The organism is Aminobacter sp. Piv2-1 (assembly GCF_037625995.1).
GTDB lineage: Bacteria > Pseudomonadota > Alphaproteobacteria > Rhizobiales > Rhizobiaceae > Aminobacter.
Genome location: NZ_JARKMU010000003.1, coordinates 212591 through 234154, shown reverse-complemented (window position 1 = coordinate 234154; position 21564 = coordinate 212591). Strand labels below are relative to the sequence as shown.

18 protein-coding genes and 1 riboswitch are annotated in these 21564 nt (G+C 66.3%); of the genes, 12 read left to right on the top strand and 6 right to left on the bottom strand.

What is annotated here, in order from left to right; translation table 11 throughout:
• Positions 1-342: 342 nt before the first annotated feature.
• A complete protein-coding gene (locus AmiPiv_RS07305; protein WP_340036678.1) occupies positions 343-1854 on the bottom strand; it encodes a sigma-54-dependent transcriptional regulator in 1512 nt (503 codons plus the stop codon).
• 141 nt (positions 1855-1995) lie between these two features.
• Here AmiPiv_RS07305 and AmiPiv_RS07300 point away from each other — a divergent pair, with 141 nt between their 5' ends.
• The 5 genes from AmiPiv_RS07300 (at position 1996) to AmiPiv_RS07280 (ending at position 8198) form a co-directional block, all read left to right on the top strand.
• Positions 1996-3831: a M3 family oligoendopeptidase gene (locus AmiPiv_RS07300; RefSeq protein ID WP_340036677.1), complete on the top strand. Its 1836-nt coding sequence runs from the start codon at positions 1996-1998 to the stop codon at positions 3829-3831.
• A gap of 24 nt (positions 3832-3855) precedes the next feature.
• Positions 3856-5010: an aminodeoxychorismate synthase component I gene (locus tag AmiPiv_RS07295; protein ID WP_340036676.1), complete on the top strand. Its 1155-nt coding sequence runs from the start codon at positions 3856-3858 to the stop codon at positions 5008-5010.
• On the top strand, positions 4959-5624 hold the full coding sequence (locus tag AmiPiv_RS07290; RefSeq protein ID WP_340036674.1) for an aminotransferase class IV family protein: 666 nt from the start codon (positions 4959-4961) through the stop codon (positions 5622-5624). Before AmiPiv_RS07295 ends, AmiPiv_RS07290 begins: the two co-directional genes overlap by 52 nt.
• Positions 5625-5689: 65 nt before the next feature.
• Positions 5690-6613 (top strand): heme-dependent oxidative N-demethylase family protein, encoded by a 924-nt coding sequence (locus AmiPiv_RS07285; protein WP_340036673.1) that lies wholly within the window; start codon positions 5690-5692, stop codon positions 6611-6613.
• 139 nt (positions 6614-6752) lie between these two features.
• The gene (locus AmiPiv_RS07280) at positions 6753-8198 is read left to right on the top strand and encodes a homospermidine synthase (RefSeq protein WP_340036672.1); all 1446 of its coding nucleotides are present in this window, start codon (positions 6753-6755) and stop codon (positions 8196-8198) included.
• 69 nt (positions 8199-8267) lie between these two features.
• Here the strand turns inward: AmiPiv_RS07280 and AmiPiv_RS07275 are convergent, their stop codons facing one another.
• The 3 genes from AmiPiv_RS07275 to AmiPiv_RS07265 all read right to left on the bottom strand — a co-directional run bounded on the left by AmiPiv_RS07275 (position 8268) and on the right by AmiPiv_RS07265 (position 10621).
• Positions 8268-8555 (bottom strand): PTS sugar transporter subunit IIB, encoded by a 288-nt coding sequence (locus AmiPiv_RS07275; protein ID WP_340036671.1) that lies wholly within the window; start codon positions 8553-8555, stop codon positions 8268-8270.
• Positions 8556-8675: 120 nt separating this feature from the next.
• Positions 8676-9137, bottom strand: a complete 462-nt coding sequence (locus AmiPiv_RS07270; RefSeq protein WP_340036670.1) for a PTS sugar transporter subunit IIA — start codon at positions 9135-9137, stop codon at positions 8676-8678.
• A gap of 53 nt (positions 9138-9190) precedes the next feature.
• Entirely contained in the window at positions 9191-10621 is a 1431-nt protein-coding gene (locus tag AmiPiv_RS07265) for a PTS galactitol transporter subunit IIC (protein ID WP_340036669.1), read from the bottom strand.
• 270 nt (positions 10622-10891) lie between these two features.
• Here AmiPiv_RS07265 and AmiPiv_RS07260 point away from each other — a divergent pair, with 270 nt between their 5' ends.
• The 6 genes from AmiPiv_RS07260 (at position 10892) to AmiPiv_RS07235 (ending at position 17463) form a co-directional block, all read left to right on the top strand.
• Entirely contained in the window at positions 10892-11275 is a 384-nt protein-coding gene (locus AmiPiv_RS07260; protein WP_340036668.1) for a hypothetical protein, read from the top strand.
• Between the two features lie 141 nt (positions 11276-11416).
• Positions 11417-12670, top strand: a complete 1254-nt coding sequence (locus tag AmiPiv_RS07255) for a phenylacetate--CoA ligase family protein (RefSeq protein WP_340036667.1) — start codon at positions 11417-11419, stop codon at positions 12668-12670.
• A gap of 131 nt (positions 12671-12801) precedes the next feature.
• On the top strand, positions 12802-14694 hold the full coding sequence (locus tag AmiPiv_RS07250; protein ID WP_340036665.1) for a 5'-nucleotidase C-terminal domain-containing protein: 1893 nt from the start codon (positions 12802-12804) through the stop codon (positions 14692-14694).
• A 125-nt stretch (positions 14695-14819) separates the two neighbouring features.
• Positions 14820-15884, top strand: a complete 1065-nt coding sequence (gene hemH, locus AmiPiv_RS07245) for a ferrochelatase (RefSeq protein WP_340036664.1) — start codon at positions 14820-14822, stop codon at positions 15882-15884.
• Between the two features lie 144 nt (positions 15885-16028).
• Positions 16029-16973: an SPFH domain-containing protein gene (locus AmiPiv_RS07240; protein ID WP_340036663.1), complete on the top strand. Its 945-nt coding sequence runs from the start codon at positions 16029-16031 to the stop codon at positions 16971-16973.
• Positions 16974-16998: 25 nt separating this feature from the next.
• Positions 16999-17463, top strand: coding sequence for an NfeD family protein (locus AmiPiv_RS07235; RefSeq protein WP_340036662.1), 465 nt, complete (start codon positions 16999-17001; stop codon positions 17461-17463).
• 148 nt (positions 17464-17611) lie between these two features.
• Here the strand turns inward: AmiPiv_RS07235 and AmiPiv_RS07230 are convergent, their stop codons facing one another.
• A complete protein-coding gene (locus AmiPiv_RS07230; RefSeq protein ID WP_340036661.1) occupies positions 17612-18610 on the bottom strand; it encodes a KpsF/GutQ family sugar-phosphate isomerase in 999 nt (332 codons plus the stop codon).
• A 173-nt stretch (positions 18611-18783) separates the two neighbouring features.
• Here AmiPiv_RS07230 and AmiPiv_RS07225 point away from each other — a divergent pair, with 173 nt between their 5' ends.
• Positions 18784-20463 carry an outer membrane beta-barrel protein gene (locus AmiPiv_RS07225; RefSeq protein WP_340036660.1) on the top strand — a complete coding sequence of 560 codons (1680 nt, stop codon included), beginning with the start codon at positions 18784-18786 and terminating at the stop codon, positions 20461-20463.
• A 98-nt stretch (positions 20464-20561) separates the two neighbouring features.
• Here AmiPiv_RS07225 and bluB read toward each other — a convergent pair whose 3' ends face one another.
• On the bottom strand, positions 20562-21314 hold the full coding sequence (bluB, locus tag AmiPiv_RS07220) for a 5,6-dimethylbenzimidazole synthase (protein ID WP_340036659.1): 753 nt from the start codon (positions 21312-21314) through the stop codon (positions 20562-20564).
• Between the two features lie 26 nt (positions 21315-21340).
• A riboswitch (cobalamin riboswitch) is annotated at positions 21341-21523 on the bottom strand.
• Between the last annotated feature and the right edge of the window lie 41 nt (positions 21524-21564).

The window sequence follows — 21564 nt, the reverse complement described above, 5'->3', positions numbered from 1 at the left end:
GATTTCGAGTGACGCCCTTCGGTGTTCTCGATCCTGTTCAAATCAAAAGGCCCTGTTAGGCTGCCATCTGTCCCCGGATTTGAAGCCCGGACACGCTGTTGAATCGCGTCCGAATATCGATCCTAATGGTTAATGCCTGCTTATTGAAGGCCAAATGCGGTAACACCATGGCGCCGCCGCCTCAAATGGGAATCGCCGGCTATTGTGGTAAACCGCTGGTTTATAGCGACAAATGGCGATTAACGGCGACATGGCGACGCCTGGTCGAATGCGTCATGTAGACGACAGGCAAGGCCCAATCCGCAGGCGTTGCCACAATTCGCCGCAACTGCGGGAAAAATGTCACGACGCCAGCCCGGCCGAGCGCCCCGATTCGGGATCGATTCCGTATTCCTTGAGCTTGCGGTAGAGCGTCGACCGGCCGATGCCCAGCCGGCGCGCCACTTCGCTCATCTGGCCGTTGTAATGGTCTATGGCGAGCCGGATCATCTCGAACTCGACCTCGGCCAGCGGCCGGACGTTGCCGCGCTCGTCTATGGCGCGCAGCGTTCCCGGCCGCACAGGTGCCGCGGGCGCGGGAGGCGTCGGCTGCGAGGCTTGGCCATAGCCGTTGGCGAGCGGCGCCCGGCCAGCCGGCGACATCTCGCCGCCGAGGTCGACGGTACCCTCGACCTGGGCGCGGATCTGCGGAAACTCCTCTTCGGTGAGCACGTCGCCCTCGGAAAGCACGCAGGCGCGGAACACCGCGTTCTCCAGCTGCCGGATGTTGCCGGGCCAGTCATAGGCCTGGAGCAGGGCCAGTGCGCCTTCGGAGATCGCCGGAATCCGGCCATATGAACTGGCGGGCGCGACGCGCGAAATAAAGTGGCCGACGAGCAATGCTATGTCCTCGCGACGCTCGCGCAGCGGCGGCACGAAGATGGGATAGACGTTGAGCCGGTAGAACAGGTCTTCGCGGAACTTCCCGTCCTTGACCTGCTCCAGGAGGTTGCGGTGCGTGGCCGAGATCAGCCTGATGTCGACCTTGACCGTGGCCCGGCCGCCGACCGGATCGACCTCGCCCTCCTGCACCGCCCTGAGCAGCTTGACCTGCACGTCGAGCGGCAGGTCGCCGATCTCGTCGAGGAAAAGCGTACCGCTGTTGGCCTCGACGAACTTGCCGGTGTGCCTTTCGGTGGCGCCGGTGAACGAGCCCTTCTCGTGGCCGAACAGGATGCTCTCCACCAGGTTTTCCGGGATGGCGCCGCAATTGACGGTGACGAAGGGCTTCGAGCGCCGGTCGCCGGAACCCTGGATGGCGCGCGCCACGAGTTCCTTGCCGACGCCGGACTCGCCCTCGATCAGGATCGGGATGTTCGACGCCGCGGCCTTCTGGCCGAGCCGGATCACCCGGTCCATGGCCGAGCTCCTGGTGACCAGGTCGCGGAAGGTCAGGAGCCCGCTGCCGCGCCGTGCCGAACGCCGGACGGTGTCCTCGGCCGCCTCGACCTTCAGGGCGCTGGTGATCGCCGCCTGCAGCTTCTCCGGCGAAGCCGGCTTGACCACGAAATCGAAAGCGCCGTTGCGCATCGCCGAAACGACGGTGTCGATGCCGCCCTGCGCGGTCTGCACGATGACCGGGATGGCGATGCCGCGTTCGCGCATCGCCTTGAGCACGCCGATGCCGTCGAGGCCCGGCATGGACAGGTCAAGGATCATCACCCCGACGTCGCCGCCGCGCGCTCCGTCGAGCACCTGCAGCGCCACTTCTCCACCCTCCGCGACGATCGCCGAATGGCCGAATTTCGTCACCGCGGCGTCGACGAGGCGACGTTGCACCGGATCATCATCGACTATGAGAATCGAACCTGCCATGTATGTCCGGAATATACCTGTCGATGCCGATTGGATGTGGATCATCCTGGCACAGGGTTCTAAATAAGGTTTCAAAAAAGCCAGTGAACGAATCCCTTAGGATTTGAACGGACGGCCGAGGGAAGTGAAAGGTAAGTCGCAATGCGTTGGATTTGCGGGCAGGAGATGCAGGCCGCCGCGGCCGCCAGGGGTGCGTCCGCACTCGGCGATTTGCCCGAATGGGATCTCTCCGACCTCTACGCCGGGATGGAATCAGCCGACCTTCGACGCGACATCGAAAAGGCCGGCGCCGACGCCGTCGCCTTCGAAACCAGGTGGAAGGGCACGCTCGCCGTCGAGGCCGGGCGCGGTGCGTCCGGCGGCCTCGGCGAAGCGATGCGCGCCTATGAGGCACTGGAGGAACTGATCGGCCGCGTCGTCTCCTATGCGGGGCTGATCTATGCCGGCGACACCTCCGATCCCAAGCGCGCCAAGCTTTACGGCGACATCCAGGAGAAGATGACGGATGCCAGCGCGCATCTGCTGTTCTTCGCCCTCGAGCTCAACCTCGTCGACGACGAGCTGATCCTCAAGGCCCTCGACGCCGACGCCGGCTTCGGCCACTACCGGCCCTGGGTGCTCGACCTCAGGAAGGACAAGCCCTACCAGCTCGAGGACCGCGTCGAGCAGCTGTTCCACGAGAAGTCGATCACCGGCCGCGGCGCCTGGAACCGGCTGTTCGACGAGACGATGACGGAGCTGCGCTTCGACGTCGGCGGCGAGGAGCTGACGCTGGAGCCGGCGCTGAACAAGCTGCAGGACCCCGACGGCGAGGTGCGCAAGGCTGCCTCCGAGGCGCTGGCCGCGACCTTCCGCAAGAACCTGCGCGTCTTCACGCTGATCACCAACACGCTGGCCAAGGACAAGGAAATCTCCGACCGCTGGCGCGGCTTCCAGGACATCGCCGATTCACGCCATCTCGCCAACCGCGTCGAGCGCGAGGTCGTCGACGCGCTGGCCGCGGCCGTTCGCGAGGCCTATCCGCGCCTTTCGCACCGCTACTATGCGATGAAGGCCAAGTGGCTCGGCATGGAGACGATGAACCACTGGGACCGCAACGCCCCCCTGCCCGAGACGCCGCAGGCGAGCATCGGCTGGGGCGATGCCAAGGACACGGTGCTGACCGCCTACGGCAAGTTCTCGCCTGAGATGGCCGACATCGCCCGCACATTCTTCGACCGCCGCTGGATCGACGCGCCGGTGCGCCCGGGCAAGGCGCCGGGCGCCTTCGCCCATCCGACGGTGCCGTCGGCGCATCCCTATGTGCTGCTCAACTACATGGGCAAGCCGCGCGACGTCATGACGCTCGCCCACGAACTCGGCCACGGCGTGCACCAGGTGCTGGCCGCCGGCCAGGGCGCGCTGATGGCCTCGACGCCGCTGACGCTGGCCGAGACCGCGAGCGTGTTCGGCGAGATGCTGACCTTCCGCTCGCTGCTCGAGCGCACCACCGACAGGCGCGAGCGCAAGGCGATGCTGGCTCAGAAGGTCGAGGACATGATCAACACGGTCGTGCGCCAGATCGCCTTCTACGAGTTCGAGCGCAAGGTGCACGCCGAGCGCAAGAACGGCGAGCTGACCGCCGACCGGCTCGGCCAGTTCTGGCTGGAGGTGCAGGCCGAGAGCCTGGGGCCCGCGATCAAGCTGCGCGACGGCTACGAGGTGTTCTGGGCCTATATCCCGCACTTCATCCATTCGCCCTTCTACGTCTATGCCTATGCCTTCGGCGACTGCCTGGTGAACTCGCTGTTCGCAGTCTACCAGAACGCCGAACGCGGCTTCCAGGACAAGTATTTCGAGATGCTGCGCGCCGGCGGCACCAAGCACCATTCCGAACTCCTGAAGCCGTTCGGGCTCGACGCCGCCGACCCGGCCTTCTGGCAGAAGGGCCTCGCCGTCATAAGCGGCCTCATCGACGAACTGGAAGCGCTGGACTGAGCCGGCGCTTCGCCTCCTGAAATCATGACAGACCTTGCTTCACCCTTCGTCCTGTTCCGGGACGATCCCGCCGGCCAGGAAGTGCTGTTCGAGGCGCCGCGCGAGATCATCGTCGCGCATGACGCCGGCGATTTCCTGCCCGCGCTCGAGAAAGCCCAGGCCGCGCATGACAGCGGCAAGTGGCTCGCCGGCTATTTTTCCTACGAAGCGGGCTACCTGCTCGAGCCGAAGCTCCGGCCGCTGCTGCCCGAGGGACGGCGCACGCCGCTGGTCTGCCTCGGCGTGTTCGACCAGCCGTCGGACCGCATGCGACGGCAGGCGCGTAGGCCGGCCACCAACGGCCCGATCTTCGACGCCCGCGCCACCTGGTCGGAGGCCGACTACGAAAGCCGCTTCAGGCGCCTGCACCAGCACCTGCGCCAGGGCGACTGCTACCAGGCCAACCTGACCTTCCCGGTGAAGGCGCAATGGTCGGGCACCCCGCTCGACGCCTTCGACGCACTGATTGCGCGCCAACCGGTGAAATACGGCGCGCTCGTCTCGCTCGGCGGGCCGGTGGTGTTGTCGCGCTCGCCCGAGCTGTTCTTCGAGATCGACAGCGACGGCTGGATCGAGACGCATCCGATGAAGGGCACCGCGCCCCGCGGCAAGACGCCGGAGGAGGACGCGGCGCTGAGGGAGTTCCTGCGCAACGACGAGAAGAACCAGGCGGAAAACCGCATGATCGTCGACCTTTTGCGCAACGACATCTCGCTGATCAGCGAGGTCGGCACGCTCGACGTGCCGGAGCTGTTCCGCATCGAGAGCTATCCGACCGTGCACCAGATGGTGAGCACGGTCAGGGCGAAGCTCCTGCCGAACCTCTCGATCGAGCGCATCTTCGCCGCGCTCTTCCCCTGCGGCTCGATCACCGGCGCGCCCAAGATCAGGGCCATGGAGATCCTGCACGATCTCGAAGGCACCCCGCGCGACGTCTATTGCGGCGCCATCGGCTGGGTAGCACCCGGCGGCACGATGCGCTTCAACGTGGCCATCCGCACCATCACGCTCTTCCCCGACGGCGAGGCCGTCTACAATGTCGGCGGCGGCGTGGTGTTCGATTCGACGGTGGAGGCGGAGTATGCGGAATGTCTTCTGAAAGCGCGCTTCGCGACGGGCTCGGTGCCGGCTTCGAGCTGATCGAGACGATGCGCTGGGAGCCGCAGAGCGGCTTCCTGCGCGGCGAACGGCATCTCGCCCGGCTCGCGGCCTCGGCCGCAGCACTCGGCTTCGCCCTCGACCGGGCGGCGATCGATAAGGCGTTGGCCCAAGCTGTCGCCGGCGACGCCCCGCTCCGCGTCCGGCTCGCCCTTGCCGCGAGCGGCAGGGCCGAGGCGACGACGCAGACCTTCGTACCGCTTCCGCCCGACACCGTGTGGACGCTGCGCATCGCCGCGACACGACTTTCCTCCACCGACGCGCTGCTGCGCCACAAGACCACGCGCCGGCAGGCCTACGACGCCGCCCGCGCCGAGTTCGCCCGCGAGGATGCCGACGAGGTGATCCTGCTCAACGAGGCGGGCGAGGTCTGCGAGGGCACCATAACCAGCATCTTCCTCGATATGGGCGACGGCGGCCCGCTCAAGACGCCCGCTATCGCCTGCGGCCTGCTCGCCGGCGTGCTGCGCGGCGAGATGATCGACAAGGGCGAGGCGGTAGAAGCGAGATTGACCGTCCACGATCTCGCAAGCGCACGAAAAATCTTCGTCGGCAACTCGCTGCGCGGGCTGATCGGAGCGCGCCTGGTCCAATGAGCCGAGATTGCCGGCATGCCGGGCACCGGCTAAGCCAGTCTCGCCCTTGAATGCGACCGGTTGAGATGACTGCCGCCATAACCCACACGCCCTTCGACGGCACCTCGAAGCCCTTTGCCATCGGCCTGAAGCAGGCCGAGCCGCGCGACTGGATCGAGCTCGACCGCCATCTCGAGGCCTATCTGGCCGAAAAGGACCGGCTTTATTCCGAGCTGCCCGACAAGGTGTTCGTCGCCGAGCCGGAAACGCGGGCGGCCCAGCAGGAGGTGCTCGACCTGCTGGTCGCGCATCTGACAGAACGCTTTCCCGGGACCTACCACCTCGAAGGCGGGCGCTGCGCGATCGCCGGCACGGACCGAAGCATCGACGTCGCCGCTCCCGGCGACAACCCGCTGATCGCCGCCTCGAAGCTGGTGCAGGAAGACCTGATCCTCATGCGCCAGGGCGCGGACGGCTGGCGGCTGGCCGCCGGGTCGTTGTGCTTTCCGTCATCCTGGAGGCTCACCGAGAAGTTCGGAAAGGCGATCCATGACATCCACGGCCCGGTGCCCGGCTTCGGCCCCGGCACCCGCATGGCCGAGCTGATCGCCCGCATGTTCGACAAGCTCGCCGTGCTGGTCGAGCGCTTCAACTGGTCTGTCCAGGCCAATGGCGAGCTCTACCACCCGCTCTCCGACCGCCAGCGCCTCGCCCGCTCGGCCGAGACGGACTCGACCTTTCCCGGCGCCGACGTGGCCGGCCACGCCTTCATCCGCGTCGAGCGCCAGACCCTGCGCAAGCTGCCGGCGTCGGGCGACATCCTGTTCACCATCCGCATTCATCTCGACCCGCTGGCGGTGCTGGCAAGGCACCCGGACCGGGCAACACTCGCCGCTTCCTTCGTCGAGCAGCTGACCGGTCTCGACCGCGACCAGCTCGATTACAAGGGGCTGGCCGCCGACCGCGACAGGCTGGTTGCCTTCCTCAACGGCATGGCGCGCGCCGGCTAACCATAGCGGCACAACGTCCGGTTCCTACAGCATCTGGGACCCGGATTCGCTTTATTGTGACAAGCATGTATGGTTTAGCCGTTGAAGCCGGGTCAATCATGGCCCGGCTCTTTTGGTGTGAGAAGGAGTGCCATAAAAAATGGCGAATGAAAAATGGTCCGTTTACGGTGAGATTACTGGTCCTGTTGTGATGATCGGCTTCGGTTCGATCGGTCGCGGAACGCTCCCCCTCATTGAACGCCATTTCAAGTTCGACAAGTCCCGTATGGTGATCATCGATCCCAACGACGAAAACCGGAAACTCGCGGATGAGCGCAACATCAAATTCATCCAGGAAGCGGTAACCAAGGACAATTTCAAGGAGCTGCTGGCGCCCCTGCTGACCAATGGCGGCGGCCAGGGCTTCTGCATCAACCTCTCGGTCGACACCGGCTCGGTCGACATCATGCACCTGAGCCGCAAGCTCGGCGCGCTCTACGTCGACACCGTCGTCGAGCCTTGGCTCGGCTTCTATTTCGACAACGAGGCGAGCAACGCCGACCGCACCAACTACGCGCTGCGCGAGACGCTGCTCGCCGAAAAGCGCAAGCATCCCGGCGGTCCGACCGCGGTTTCGACCTGCGGAGCCAATCCGGGCATGGTCTCGTGGTTCGTCAAGCAGGCGCTGGTGAACCTGGCAAAAGACCTCGGCCACGAATTCGACGAACCCGAGCAGCACGACCGCGAGGGTTGGGCCGCGCTGATGAAGAAGGCCGGCGTCAAGGGCATCCACATCGCCGAGCGCGACACCCAGCGCACCAAGAACCCCAAGCCGATGAACGTGTTCTGGAACACCTGGTCGGTCGAAGGCTTCATCTCCGAAGGCCTGCAGCCGGCCGAGCTTGGCTGGGGCACGCATGAGACCTGGAAGCCCAAGAACGCCAAGAAGTTCAAGAAGGGTAGCAAGGCAGCGATTTATCTCGAGCAGCCGGGCGCCAACACCCGCGTCCGCACCTGGTGCCCGACGCCCGGCGCGCAATATGGTTTCCTCGTCACCCACAACGAGGCGATCTCGATCGCCGACTTCTTCACCGTGCGCTCGAAGAAGGGCAAGGTGAGCTACCGGCCGACCTGCCACTACGCCTATCACCCCTGCAACGACGCGGTGCTGTCGATGCACGAGATGTTCGGCGCCGCCGGCAAGCCGCAGCCGGTCCACCACGTTCTCGACGAGGACGAACTGGTCGACGGCAAGGACGAGCTCGGCGTACTGCTCTACGGCCACGACAAGAACGCCTACTGGTACGGCTCGCAGCTGACGCTCGAGCAGGCGCGCAAGCTCGCCCCCTACCAGAACGCCACCGGCCTGCAGGTGTCGTCGGCCGTGCTCGCCGGCATGGTCTGGGCGCTGGAAAACCCCGAGGCCGGCATCGTCGAGGCCGACGAGATGAACTACAGGCGCTGCCTCGAAGTGCAGCAGCAATATCTCGGCCCGGTCAACGGCCACTACACCGACTGGACCCCGCTCGACGGCCGCCCCGGCCTGTTCGAGGAAGATCTCGACCTCGAGGACCCCTGGCAGTTCCGCAACATCCTGGTGCGCTGAACGGCGCAACCCGGAAATGAGAAAGGGCGCCTCTGGCGCCCTTTCTTGCTTGAAGCGTCAAAACTGCCTTTATTTGCGCAGCTCGGCCTCGATGTCGTCGAGCGCCTTGTCCTTGCCGATGCCGGTGAGGAAGGCGAGACCCTTGATCACCGGAACCTTCACCGAAGCCGAGATCGGCGTGGTCGAGACGATCAGGTCGGCGCTCTCGGCCAGGCTCGCCACCTCGGTCGCCTTGCACTGCATGGCATTGAAGCTGAGCCCCCTCGCCTTCATGGCATCCGTCACCGTCGAATTGACGGCCGTCGAAGTGGCGACGCCGGTTCCGCAGGCAAAAAGTATGGTCTTCTGTTTGGCCATCGAGAATATCCCGTTTCCTACAGCGCCGCGCGTCCTATTGGACGCGCAAAGGACGCTGTAACACTTTGAGTTTGTGCATGACCCCGAAAATCGATTCCGATTTTCGGGGTCATGCACTGATCAGTTCAGAATGGAGCCGACGTCTTCGAGCGTACTGGCGTTCTTGAGGCCGGTCAGCGCCTCCTCGCTCTGGATCGTGTCCATGATTTCCTGCAGCATGTCTATCTGCTTGTCCTTGTCGTTGATGGCAAGCAGGAACACGATGCCCACCGGAACCGCCTCGTCCGGGTCCTCCATGTTGGCGAAGTCCACCGGCCGGGACAACACGCCGAGCGCGATCCCCGGCTTCAGCACGTGCTCGGGATCGGTGTGCGGGATCGCGACGTTCTCTTCGCGGCCGAGCGGCAGGCCGGTCGGCATGGTGGCTTCGCGTCTGACCACGGCATCGGCGTAGCTCGGCTTGACGCACCCGAGCGCCTCCAGCCTGCCGGCGAGCAGGCGGATCACCTCCTCGCTGCTGCTTGCCTCGACGCCAAGGGCGACAGCCGCGGGATCGATGTGGCTCATGAGGGTTCGCGTCATGCAAGTCTCCATTGCGGGGAGCCGGCCATTTGGGGCCGGCTCCAGAGTTTTGATCACCCGTTGGCGAGCCGCGGCTCGCCGGCCGCCGTCTCGTGTTCATCGGCTTCAGCACCCGCCGCCCGCTCCCAGCCGGCCATGTTGCGGCGGTAGAGACCGAAGAGCACGGCGATCACCAGCGCGAGCAGCACCAGGCCGGCGACGCCGAGCCACTTGATGGCTTCGATGATGACGTAGGGAATCCACAGGAAGCCGTCGACCACCGAGGTGATCTGCACCGCGTTCGCAGGCATGGCGAAGCCGGACGAAACGGCCGCACTTGTGAACAGTGGCGCGAGTGCGTTGGCAACGTAGAAGCCGACCGCAAGCGTGATCGTGCCGACGACGACCATGCGGAAGACATTGCCCTTGAGCAGCGGCGCGGTCATGGCGACGATGAAGGGGATGACGGCGAGGTCCGCGAACAGGATCACCCGGTTGCCCGGCAGGATCACCGAAAGCACGATGGCGATGGGCACCAGGATCAGCGACGACGAGATCGCCGCCGGATGGCCGATCAGGATCGCCGAGTCGAGGCCGACCAGCAGTTCCCGGTCGCCGGTGCGCTTGCGCACGAATTCCTGGGCGGCATCCGACACCGGCAGCAGGCCTTCCATCAGCACCTTCACCATGCGTGGCAGAAGCAGCATCACGGCAGCCAGCGTCATGCCGGTGCTGAGCACCTTGGACAGAACCGTGCCGAAGTCGCCGGCGTTGTAATAGGCGATGACGCCGAGCACGAGGCCGATGATCAGGCCCAGCACCACCGGCTCGCCGAACACGCCGAAGCGCTTCTCGATGGTCTCGGTCGAGATGTTGATGCGGTTGATGCCGGGGATGCGATCCATGATCCAGTTCAGCACGATGGCGATGGGCAGGATCTGCGCCGAAGCCAGATGCGGCACCGAAACGCCGGGAATGCCGTAGAACTGCTGCACGGCGCGCGCCGACCAGTCGGCGAAGAGCAGCGCGAGTGCGGCGACCAGAGCTGCTACGGCAAGGCCGTAGGCCAGGCTGTCGGTGGCGGCGGTGGCGAGCGAGCCGACGAAGGCGAAGTGCCAGAAGTTCCAGACGTCGACGTTGAGCGTGCGCGTCCAGCGCAACAGAAGCAGCACGACGTTGACGGCGATGCCGATGGGAATGACCCACAGGCCGACCGACGAGCCGAAGGCGATGGCCGCGGCCGACGGCCAGCCCACGTCGACGATGTCGCGCTGGATGCCGGTGTTGGTGACGATGGCCTTGGCCACATCGCCGATCGAGCCCAGCATCAGGCCGAGCACAAGATTGATGCCGATGAAGGCGACGCCGATGGTGATGGCGGCCCTGAATGCCCGGCCCACCCTGGCGCCGAGAACCACGGCGATGATGAAAATGACGATCGGCAACAGAACCGTTGCCCCAAGCGTGTCCACCGCCGACTTGAGGCCGGCCAAGAACGCATCCATGCTGTCTCCCCCCGAAACCGTTCCCGACACCAACCGAGAACATTTGTGTTTCACAATATACGAAAGTTATCCGGATTCACGTTCATGTCAATCGCATGCGGCCGCCATGTCCGGTACAGGCGGTGCATCGCCCCCTGTTGCAGCGCGTCAACAGTCTTTTGAGAGATGGCGCGGCGAGCGCCGGGGATCGCCGAACGGACCCGTCCGAGCCTTGCCTTCATCGTCAATTCGGGCGATTGAAGAAATGCGGACTGAGGAGAGGATTACTTGATGACGACTTCGCGCAAACTGTATTCGGCCGGAGTGCTTGCCCTGCTTGCGGCCGCACTTGCTGCCTGCTCGACCAGCGGCCCCGGCGGCAGCGGCCCCGGCCGGCCCGCCCCGACCGGCGTGGAAGGCGCCTGGATCGACGCCAAGGGAACCGGTCTCTCGACCTTCCAGAACGGCGTGTTCCAGACGGTTGCGACCGACACCGGCCAGAGGCTGTCCGACGGCACCTACATCATGACCGGCGCCAACGCCGTGCAGATCAACGGCACCTCGCTCATTCGCCAGTCGCCGATCAGCTTCAACTGCCTGCTGATCTCGGCGAACCAGCTGAATTGCACGAGCTCCGCGGGCCAGCAGTTCACGCTCACCCGCCGCGCCGCCTGATACCGACCTTGTGCCCGCTCGCGCGGGCATCCCGACCTCGACCTTGTGCCCGCTTGCGCGGGCATCCCGACCTCGACTTTGTGCCCGCTTGCGCGGGCACCGGGCTGTTGCGATAACCCTCCTGTCACGACGGGAGGTTCCATGGCCGAGCATTTCGACGACAGCGAAACCCGAGCCCCGGAAGCGCGCGAAGCGGCGCTTTTTGCCGCCCTTCCCCGGTTCCTGGCCAAGGCCGCCGTCGCCGCGCCGGGCCTTGCGCATTGGCTCGACGGCTTCGATGTCGCGGCCTTGACCGACAGGCGCGCCCTGGCGCGGCTGCCGGTACTTCGCAAGACCCAGCTCATGGAATTCCAGGCGGCGAGCCCGCCCTTCGGCGGCTTCGCCGACCTTGCCGCGCTGCGGGGCAGCCGCGTCTTCCACTCGCCCGGGCCCCTGTGGGAACCGCAGGGCCTCGGCGCCGATCCCTGGGGCGCGGCGCGTGCCTTCTTCGCCGCCGGCGTGCGTCCCGGCGACGTCGTCCACAACGCCTTCGCCTATCACATGACGCCCGGCGGCTTCGTGCTCGACGAGGGCGCCCGCGCCCTAGGCTGCACGGTCTTCCCCGCCGGAACCGGCAACACCGACACGCAGGTCGAGGCGGCGGCGAGCCTCAGGCCAGGCGTCTTCTGCGGCACGCCGGACTTCCTCAAGCTGATGCTCGACCGCGCCGCCGAGACCGGAAAGGACCTGTCCTCGATCCGCATCGGGCTGGTGTCCGGCGGCGCGCTGTTCCCCTCGCTCAGGGCGGAATACCGCGAGCGCGGCGTCTCGGTCCTGCAATGCTATGCCACCGCCGAGTTCGGCGTCATCGCCTACGAAAGTGCCGCCGGGGACGGCGCGCCCCATCCCGGCATGATCGTCAACGAGGAGCTGATCGTCGAGATCGTCCGCCCCGGCACCGGCGACCCGGTCGCCGACGGCGAAGTCGGGGAACTGGTCGTCACCTGCCTCAATCCCGCCTACCCGCTCGTCCGCTTCGGCACCGGCGACCTGTCGGCGGTGCTGCCGGGCAGCTCGCCCTGCGGCCGCACCAACCTGCGCATCAAGGGCTGGATGGGCCGGGCCGACCAGCGCACCAAGGTCAAGGGCATGTTCGTCGACCCCAGGCAGGTCGCCGAGCTCGTTGGCCGGCATTTAGAGATCAGCAAGGCGCGGCTGGTGGTGAGCCGGGACGGCGACCGCGACGCCATGGTGCTACAGGTGGAACCCGCCGGCGACGACGCACCGGCGGGTGGACGCATCGAGGCGACGCTGCGGGAAATCACCAAGCTGGGCGGCAAGGTCGAGGTGGTGCCCAGGGGCGCCTTGCCCAATGACGGCAAGGTCATCGCCGACGAGCGCGACTACTCGAAATAGGCCGGTGCGCGGCCTGCGATTCCCCTTGCATCCGCAAATTCCGGGTGTGAACATGACCGCAAGGAATGTGTAACATTCCGGTCAGGCGAAGACGCCAAACGTCTCGCGGGGGTCATTCGGGAGATTTCAGCATGAAGAAGTTTGCTGCCATCGCGGCCTTGTCGGCCTCGGCGTTCGGATATTCCGTCGCGCCGTCCTTCGCCGACTACACATTGACCATTCTTCACATCAACGACTGGCACAGCCGCATCGAAAGCAACAACAAGTTCGAATCCACCTGCTCGGCCGAGGAAGAGGGCAAGGGCGAGTGCATCGGCGGCGCGGCGCGCCTGGTGACGGCGATCGCCCAGGAGCGCAAGAAGCTCGAAGGCCAGAACGTGCTCTTGCTCAACGGCGGCGACAACTTCCAGGGCTCGCTGTTCTACACAACCTACAAGGGCGCGGCCGAGGCCGAGTTCCTGAACCAGATGAAGTTCGACGCCATGACCGTGGGCAACCACGAGTTCGACGACGGCGAGGACGCGCTGGTGCCGTTCCTGGAGAAGATCCAGTTCCCGGTGCTGTCGGCCAACGTGAAGCCGAACGCCCAGTCCAAGGTCGGCGACCGCATCAAGCCGTCGCTCGTGATCGAGGTCGGCGGCCAGAAGATCGGCATCGTCGGCGCCGTCACCAACGACACGCCCGAAGTCGCCTCGCCCGGCCCGAACATCGCCATCGAGGACGACATCAAGAACATCACCGCCGAGGTCGAGAAGCTGAAGGCCGAGGGCGTCAACAAGATCATCGCGCTCACGCACATCGGCTATCCGCGCGAGAAGGAGATGATCGCCAAGATCCCCGGCGTCGACGTGGTGGTCGGCGGCCACTCGCACTCGCTTCTGTCGAATACCGACGCCAAGGCCGAAGGGCCCTATCCGACGATGATCGACAACCCCGAGGGCTACAAGGTGCCGGTGACGCAGGCCGCGTCCTATTCCAAGTATCTCGGCGCGTTCACCGTCACCTTCGACGACAACGGCGTGGTCAAGGAGGCCAAGGGCGACCCGATCTATCTCGACAATTCGATCAAGCCCGACGAAGCGGTGCTCGCCCGCATCAAGGAACTCGGCGCTCCGATCGAGGAACTGAAGAACAAGGAAGTCGCAGAGTCCACCGACCAGATCGACGGCAGCCGCGAGAACTGCCGCGCCCGCGAATGCGCCATGGGCAACCTGATCGCCGACGCCATCCTCGACCGGGTCAAGGATCAGGGCGTCACCATCGCCGTCCAGAACGGCGGCGGCATCCGCGCCTCGATCGACAAGGGCGTGGTCACCATGGGCGAGGTGCTGACGGTGCTGCCCTTCCAGAACACGCTGGCGACCTTCCAGCTTTCCGGCGCCGACCTGCGCGCCTCGCTCGAGGCGGGCCTCTCCGAGATCGAGGAAGGCAAGGGCAAGTTCCCGCAGGTGGCAGGCCTGAAATATTCCTTCGACAAGTCGGTGGCGCCCAACGGCGGACGGCTGAAGTCGATCGAGACGATGGAGGGCGGGGCCTGGGTGCCGCTCGACGACGCGAAGGTCTACACCGTCGCCACCAACAACTACGTGCGCCAGGGCGGCGACGGCTACAAGATCTTTGCCGCCAACGCCACCAAGGCCTACGACTACGGCCCGAGCCTCGAGCAGGTGGTCGCCGACTATCTGGCCAAGAACCGTCCGTTCACCCCCAAGCTCGACGGCCGCATCACCGAGATCGCCGCGACCGTGGCTGCCGCGCCCGCCGCGGCCGAACCCGCCAAGCCGGCTGAGGCGGCACCCGCGACGGCGGCAAAGCCTGCCGAAGCTGCGCCCGCCGCGACCGCGCAGGCCGCATCCGGCGGCGGCAAGACGCACACGATTGCCGCCGGCGACACCTTCTGGGACCTCGCCAAGACCTATCTCGGCGACCCCACCAAGTGGCAGGCGATCGCAGCGGCCAATCCGGACGCGAAGGCCAAGGACCTGCAGATCGGCGGCACGCTGGCAATCCCGGCGGCCAACTGATAGGTCAAGCCTGACCTGACAAGCCCGCCCGGCCTGCCGGGCGGGTTTTGCTTTTCAGGTGCGGCCAGACGCGACATTGAACGGCCGCCCCATTCAACTAGGTATCCCGCCAACGGAGACACCGAATGGACATGACGACGACGATCGACGACAAATCGGCCAAGGCGCTCGGCCCGCTTCCCGGCGGCCACCCCTCCGTGCGCAAGGGCAAGGTCGGCGTGCTCCTCGTCAATCTCGGCACGCCCGACGGCACCGACAGGAAGTCGATGTGGCGCTATCTGCGCGAATTCCTGTCCGATCCGCGCGTCATCGAGATGCCCAAGCTTTTGTGGTACCCGATCCTCTACGGCATCGTGCTCAACACGCGGCCGAAGAAGTCGGGCGAGAACTACAAGAAGATCTGGAACACCGAGCGCGACGAATCCCCGCTGCGCACCTACACCCGCGGCCAGGCCGAGAAGCTCGCCGCGGCGCTGCGCGACCTGCCGGACGTCGTGGTCGACTGGGGCATGCGCTACGGCAGCCCCTCGACCGCGGGCGCCGTCGAGAAGCTGATGGCCGAGGGCTGCGACCGCATCGTCATGTTCCCGCTCTATCCGCAGTTCTCGGCGACGACGACGGCGACCGCCAGCGACCAGCTGTTCCGCGCACTGATGCAGATCCGCGCCATGCCGTCGATCCGCACCGTGCCCGCCTATTACGACGAGCCGGTCTACATCGAGGCGCTGGCCCGCTCGATCGAGCAGCACCTGGCCAAGCTCGACTTCGAGCCGGAGGTGATCCTCGCCTCCTACCACGGCATCCCGAAGCCCTATTTCGAGCGCGGCGACCCCTACCATTGCCATTGCGTGAAGACGACGCGGCTGTTGCGCGAGCGGCTCGGCATGGACGACAGGAAGCTGACGACCACCTTCCAGTCGCGCTTCGGCGCCCAGGAATGGCTGCAGCCCTACACCGACAAGACGGTCGAACGGCTGGCCAGGGAAGGCGTGAAGTCGATCGCCGTCGTCAACCCGGGCTTTTCGGCCGATTGCATCGAGACGCTGGAGGAGATCGCCGGCGAGAACGCCGAGATCTTCCACCATGCCGGCGGCAAGAATTTCTCCCACATCCCCTGCCTGAACGACAGTCCGGAGGGCATGGCGGTGATCGAGGCGATCACCCGCCGCGAGCTGATGGGCTGGGTCTGAGGCCCGGCTCTCGGGGCACGCGCCCGCCCACAACATTAGCCCCCCATGTCATTGTAACGATGCTGAAAGGCCCTTAAGTCTTTCGGCATCGCGCTCTGCGTTCATCCGAATCGCAGCGCTCAACTCGCGGGGGAGTGCCGAACGGTGTTCACTGGTCTCGACATCATCATTCCAGTCCTGGTCATCCTGGTGCTGTTGCTGCTGTTCACCGGCATCAAGACCATTCCGCAGGGCTACAACTACACGGTCGAGCGCTTCGGCCGCTACACCCGCACGCTGACGCCCGGCCTCAACCTGATCATTCCCTTCGTCGACCGCATCGGCGCCAAGATGAACATGATGGAGCAGGTGCTCGACGTGCCGACGCAGGAGGTGATCACCCGCGACAACGCCATCGTGGCGGTGGACGGCGTCGCCTTCTACCAGGTGCTCAACGCGCCGCAGGCGGCCTACCAGGTCGCGGGCCTGCAGAACGCCATCCTCAACCTGACCATGACCAACATCCGCACGGTGATGGGCTCGATGGACCTCGACGAGCTGCTGTCGAACCGCGACGCCATCAACGAACGCCTGCTGCGCGTCGTCGACGAGGCGGCGCACCCCTGGGGCATCAAGGTCACCCGCGTCGAGATCAAGGACATCAACCCGCCGGCCAACCTGGTCGAGTCGATGGCCCGCCAGATGATGGCCGAGCGCAACAAGCGCGCCCAGATCCTCGAGGCCGAGGGCCTGAAGGCGGCCCAGGTGCTGGAAGCCGAAGGCCGCCGCGAAGCCGCCTTCCGCGACGCCGAGGCGCGCGAGCGCGCCGCCGAGGCCGAAGCGCGCGCCACCCAGGTGGTGTCGGAGGCGATCGCCAAGGGCGACGTGCAGGCGATCAACTACTTCGTCGCCCAGAAATACACCGAGGCGCTGGCCAAGATCGGTTCGGCCAACAACAACAAGGTCGTGCTGCTGCCGATCGAGGCGTCGTCGCTGATCGGCTCGCTCGGCGGCATCGGCGCCATCGCCAAGGAAGTGTTCGGCGGCGACGCCCCGAGCGGCCAGCGGCCGGCGTCGCGCACGCCGAGGATTCCGCCGGAGCAGAACTGACCGGCGCGGGCAGCGGGAGGCGATCATGCTGGCAGGTGTCATTGCGGAACTCGGGCCGTGGAACTGGATGGTGCTGGGCCTGGTCCTCCTGGTCCTGGAGATCGTGCTGCCCGGCTTCTTCCTGCTCTGGATCGGCATTGCCGCGCTGCTGACCGGGGCGCTGTCGCTGCAGCTCTGGGACTGGGGCCCCTGGACCTGGCATGTCCAGGTGCTGGTATTCCTCGCTCTGTCCCTGATCGCGGCCTACGCCGGCAAGAAGATCATGAGCAGCAACGGCGAGGCCAGCGACCAGCCGCTGCTCAACCAGCGCGGCGCGCAGATGATCGGGCGCACCGCAACCCTTGCCGAGCCGATCAGGGAGGGCCGCGGCCGCATCAAGCTGGGCGACACGACCTGGCGCGTCTCGGGTCCCGACCTGCCAGCAGGCACCAAGGTGCGCGTCGTCGCCGCCGGCGACACCGACCTGGAACTGGTGGTGGAAGCCGTCTGAGGGCCATCTCAAAGAGCCGAGTGTTCGGCTGATCCGAGCCCTCGGAACCTGCCAGTAGCCCTCATGGTGAGCCTGTCGAACCACGAGGGCTACGGGCACGTCTCAGCCAATCGCCTGAAGACAAAGGCACGATATCCGGGAAAAGAACCTACGCCGCGCCGATCCTGAGCAGATCGTGGAAGTGCACGAGGCCGACCGGGCGGTCGCCCTCGACCACGATCAGCGCGCCGATGTTGTTCTCGTTCAGAAGCGCGATCGCCGCCCCTGCCAGCATCTGGCGCGGGACGGTCTTGGGCCGCGTCGTCATGATCTCCTCGACGCTCGTCTCGACGAGGTTGCGGTCGAGATTGCGCGAGAGGTCACCGTCGGTGATGATGCCCGCCAGCTTGCCGTCTGCGTCGACGACGCAGACGCAGCCGAAGCGTTTCTGAGACAGCGTGCGGACCGCTTCAGGCATCTTGGTGCCGATCGTGACGACCGGCATGCGGTCGCCGGTGTGCATGAGTTCGCCGACCGGCATCAGGCTGGCGCCGAGCTGGCCGCCGGGATGGAAGGTGCGGAAATGATCGGGCGTGAAGCCGCGGGCCTCGAGCAGCGCCACGGCCAACGCGTCGCCTATCGCCAGCTGGAGCAGCGTCGAGGTCGTCGGCGCCAGCCCGTGCGGGCAGGCTTCCGGCGTGCGCGGCAGGAGCAGCACCACGTCGGCCTGGCGCGTCAGCGCCGAGGTCTCGCCGGCGGTGATCGCCACCAGCGGGATGGAGAAGCGGCGCGAATAGCCGACGATGCCCTTGAGCTCGGCGGTCTCGCCCGACCACGAGATGGCGACGATCGCATCGTCCCTGGTGATCATGCCGAGGTCGCCGTGGATGGCTTCCGCCGGATGGACGAAATAGGACGGCGTGCCGGTCGAGGCGAAGGTGGCGGCGATCTTCCTGCCGATATGGCCGCTCTTGCCGACGCCGGTGATGATCGCGCGGCCGTTCAGCTGGCCAAGAACCGATACCGCGCGCGCGAACGGCTCGGCCAGGGGGCCTTCCAGCGATGCGAGGAGAGCCACGATTCCGGCCTGCTCGGTGGCGATGGTACGGAGCGCCGAGGCGATCGAGGCCTGCGGGTCCGGCTCTTTTTTTAGCGATCCAGCGTGCATGGCGCATGCGTTAGCGCGTCCCAAGCCGGCTGTCCATCACTATCGCCCCCCGTTTGCGCGGTCGGCGCGCCAGCGAAACGCTCCATTAACCATGGCGATTTACCAGTTGCTAAGCACGGCGCCCATGCGCCTGCGGGGCATTGGTGGCGATGGAACGGGTCTTGCCGGAGCGAATGGGACGGCCGAAGGGTGCGCGCATCTGCGCCTTGCTGGCGACAGCGAGCGTGGCGGCCGTGGCGTGTCTCCTTCCCGCCCAGGCACAGGAAGCCGGCCTGCGCGGCGCGGTCAGCGAAACCCAGGTCAGGGACGCGCTGATGTGGCGCAAGCGCCCGGCCGTGCAGCCGGCAGCAGCTGCCCAGGACCAGAACCAAGACACCTATCAGCCCGCGAGCCCCGGGGCCATTCCCGACCAGCCCGCCGGTGAGACGGCCGACATCTTCAGCGAGCCGCCGAACGCCAATCCGGCCTCCGCCTCGACCTATGCCCTGCCCCCGACCACCGCCCGGCAGCGCGCCGAGGCGGCCCGCAGGCGCCTCGCCGCGGGCGCGGCAGCGCGCCCGTCGCAGCAGGGCGGGCTGGATGCGCCGGCCGAGCCGGACGGCGAGGTGACCACCGGTTCGGTGCGCCAGGGCACGGTCGATTCCGACCTTGCCCCGACGAGCGGCTCGGAGGCACGGCGCCAGGCCGCGATTGAGGGACGCTACGTGCCGCGCGACGACTATCCGTTCGCGGCACCCGGCATCCGCGTCGGCACGTTCGTGCTGCGGCCCAGCCTGGAACAGGGCGTGACGGCGACGTCGAACGCCGATTCGAGCGCCAACGGCAGGTCGGCCGTGCTTTCGGAAACCGCGCTTCGCCTCAACGCCGTCTCCGACTGGGCGCGCCACTCGGCGACGATCGACGCCTATGGCACCTTCCGCAAGTCCGTCTCCGGACAGGAACTCGAGGAGGCCACGGGCGGCATCGACGGGCGGCTCGAACTCGAACTGATGGACGGTTTCCGCGCCATCGGCACGCTCGGCTACAATGTCAGGCCGGAATCGGCGACGTCGCCGGTGGTGATCGAGGACACGGTCTCGCAGCCGTTGCGGCGCACGCTCGACGGCAGCCTTGGCCTGGAGAAGGACGTGGGTAAGCTGCGCCTTGCGGTGACAGGCGAAGCGACCAACGAGCGGTTCGACGACGCCGAACTGTCCGGTGGGGGCACGCTGTCGCAGGAGGACAGGAATTCCACGCTCTATGCCGGCCGCCTTCGCGCCGGCTATGAAGTTTCGCCCGCCCTGATCCCCTTCGGCGAGGTCGAATTCGGCCGCCGCGTCTACGACCTCAGATTCGACACGGCCGGTTTCGAGCGTTCGTCGAATCGTGTCGGCGCGCGCGCCGGCGTCGAGATCGACATGGGCGAGAAATTCGGCGGCGAGGTTTCGGCGGGCTGGATCGCCGAGGATTTCGACGACGACCGCCTGGACACGATTTCCGCAGCCACGCTGGCGGCCGACCTTCGCTGGTCGCCGATCCGCGGCACCATCGTCAGCCTCACCGGCACGACGGTCGTGGAAGGCTCGACGACGCCCGGCCAGAGCGGTTCGGTGCTCTATTCCGGGCGCCTCGCGGTCGAACGCCAGATGCGGGCCAACCTGACCGGCTTTGCCGCGGTCGGCACCGGCTGGCGCGACTATGCCGGATCGGACGACCGCGAGCTGACGCTCACCGCGGAAGCCGGGCTGACCTGGTGGCTCAACCGCTACGCCGGCCTGACCGGCCGCCTCAGGCACGAGTCCCTAGACAGCACGCTCGCCGGCCGCGACAGCAGGACCAACAGCGTGTTCGTCGGGCTGAGGGTCCAGCGCTAGAGCAATTCCAGGAAAAGTGCGCAGCGGTTTTCCGTCCGGAATTGCGCAAAAACAAAGAGATAGAGCGTTTCCGCAATTCGAAGAAAAGCGGAAATGATCTAGGAACTCCCGGCGCCCGACAGCGTCGAAACGGCGGCCTTCAGCACGTCCTCGCCCGCACCGGAATAGACCTCGCTCATGATGAGATCGGCGAGCGGCAGGCGGCTTGCCCAGCCATGCCGCTCCAGGTCCGGCCGCGCGGCGAACTCCGACACGCGGCCGACGCACAGGTAGGCCACCGGCGTGACGTGCTCGGGGATGCCGAGCAGCCGCTTCAGCGCCTCACGGTCGAGGATGCTGACCCATCCGACGCCGATGCCCTCGGCGCGGGCCGCCAGCCAGAAGTTCTGCACCGCGCAGACCGTGCTGTAGAGGTCCATCTCGGGATTGTGCCAGCGACCGAGCGGCGAATGCCGCGACCGGCTGCGGTCGCAGGTCACGACCAGATTGAGCGGCGTTTCCGAGATGCCTTCGAGCTTGAGCTTGCGGTAGAGCGCCTGCCGCTCTTCGGCGATGTGCGGCAATTCCTGCCCGCGCGCGGCGAGGAAGAGGTCGCGCACCTGCTCCCTGCGGCCGGGGTCGCGGATGACGATGAAGTTCCACGGCTGCATGAAGCCGACCGAGGGCGCGTGATGGGCCGCCATCAGCAGGCGCCCCAGCTGGGCGTCCTCGATCGGATCGGACAGGAAATGGCTGCGCACGTCGCGGCGCGTGAAGATGGCGCGGTAGACGGCATCCTGCGCTGCCGCATCGAAACAGCCCGTATCGGCATGGGTATGGTCGGTCGGCATCGCGTGTCCCCTGGCGAGCATATCGGTTTCCGCCGCCTGACCATGCGGTGGACGATTTCTGCCGGGCCGGTCTTCTGGCTCGAGTTCAACCCGCTTCCGGCGCCTTCCCGTCCTGCGGACAGTGGCCTTTGCCGATGCGGTCCCTCTTACAGCGTTGGGCACGCCACGGATTTGCACCGTGTTCCCGATTCTCCCGCATCGCTGCGGGCACCTGGCAGGACATGTCTACACGGCGCTGAGGCCGAAAACCACCGCTCCGCGCGTCCGAATC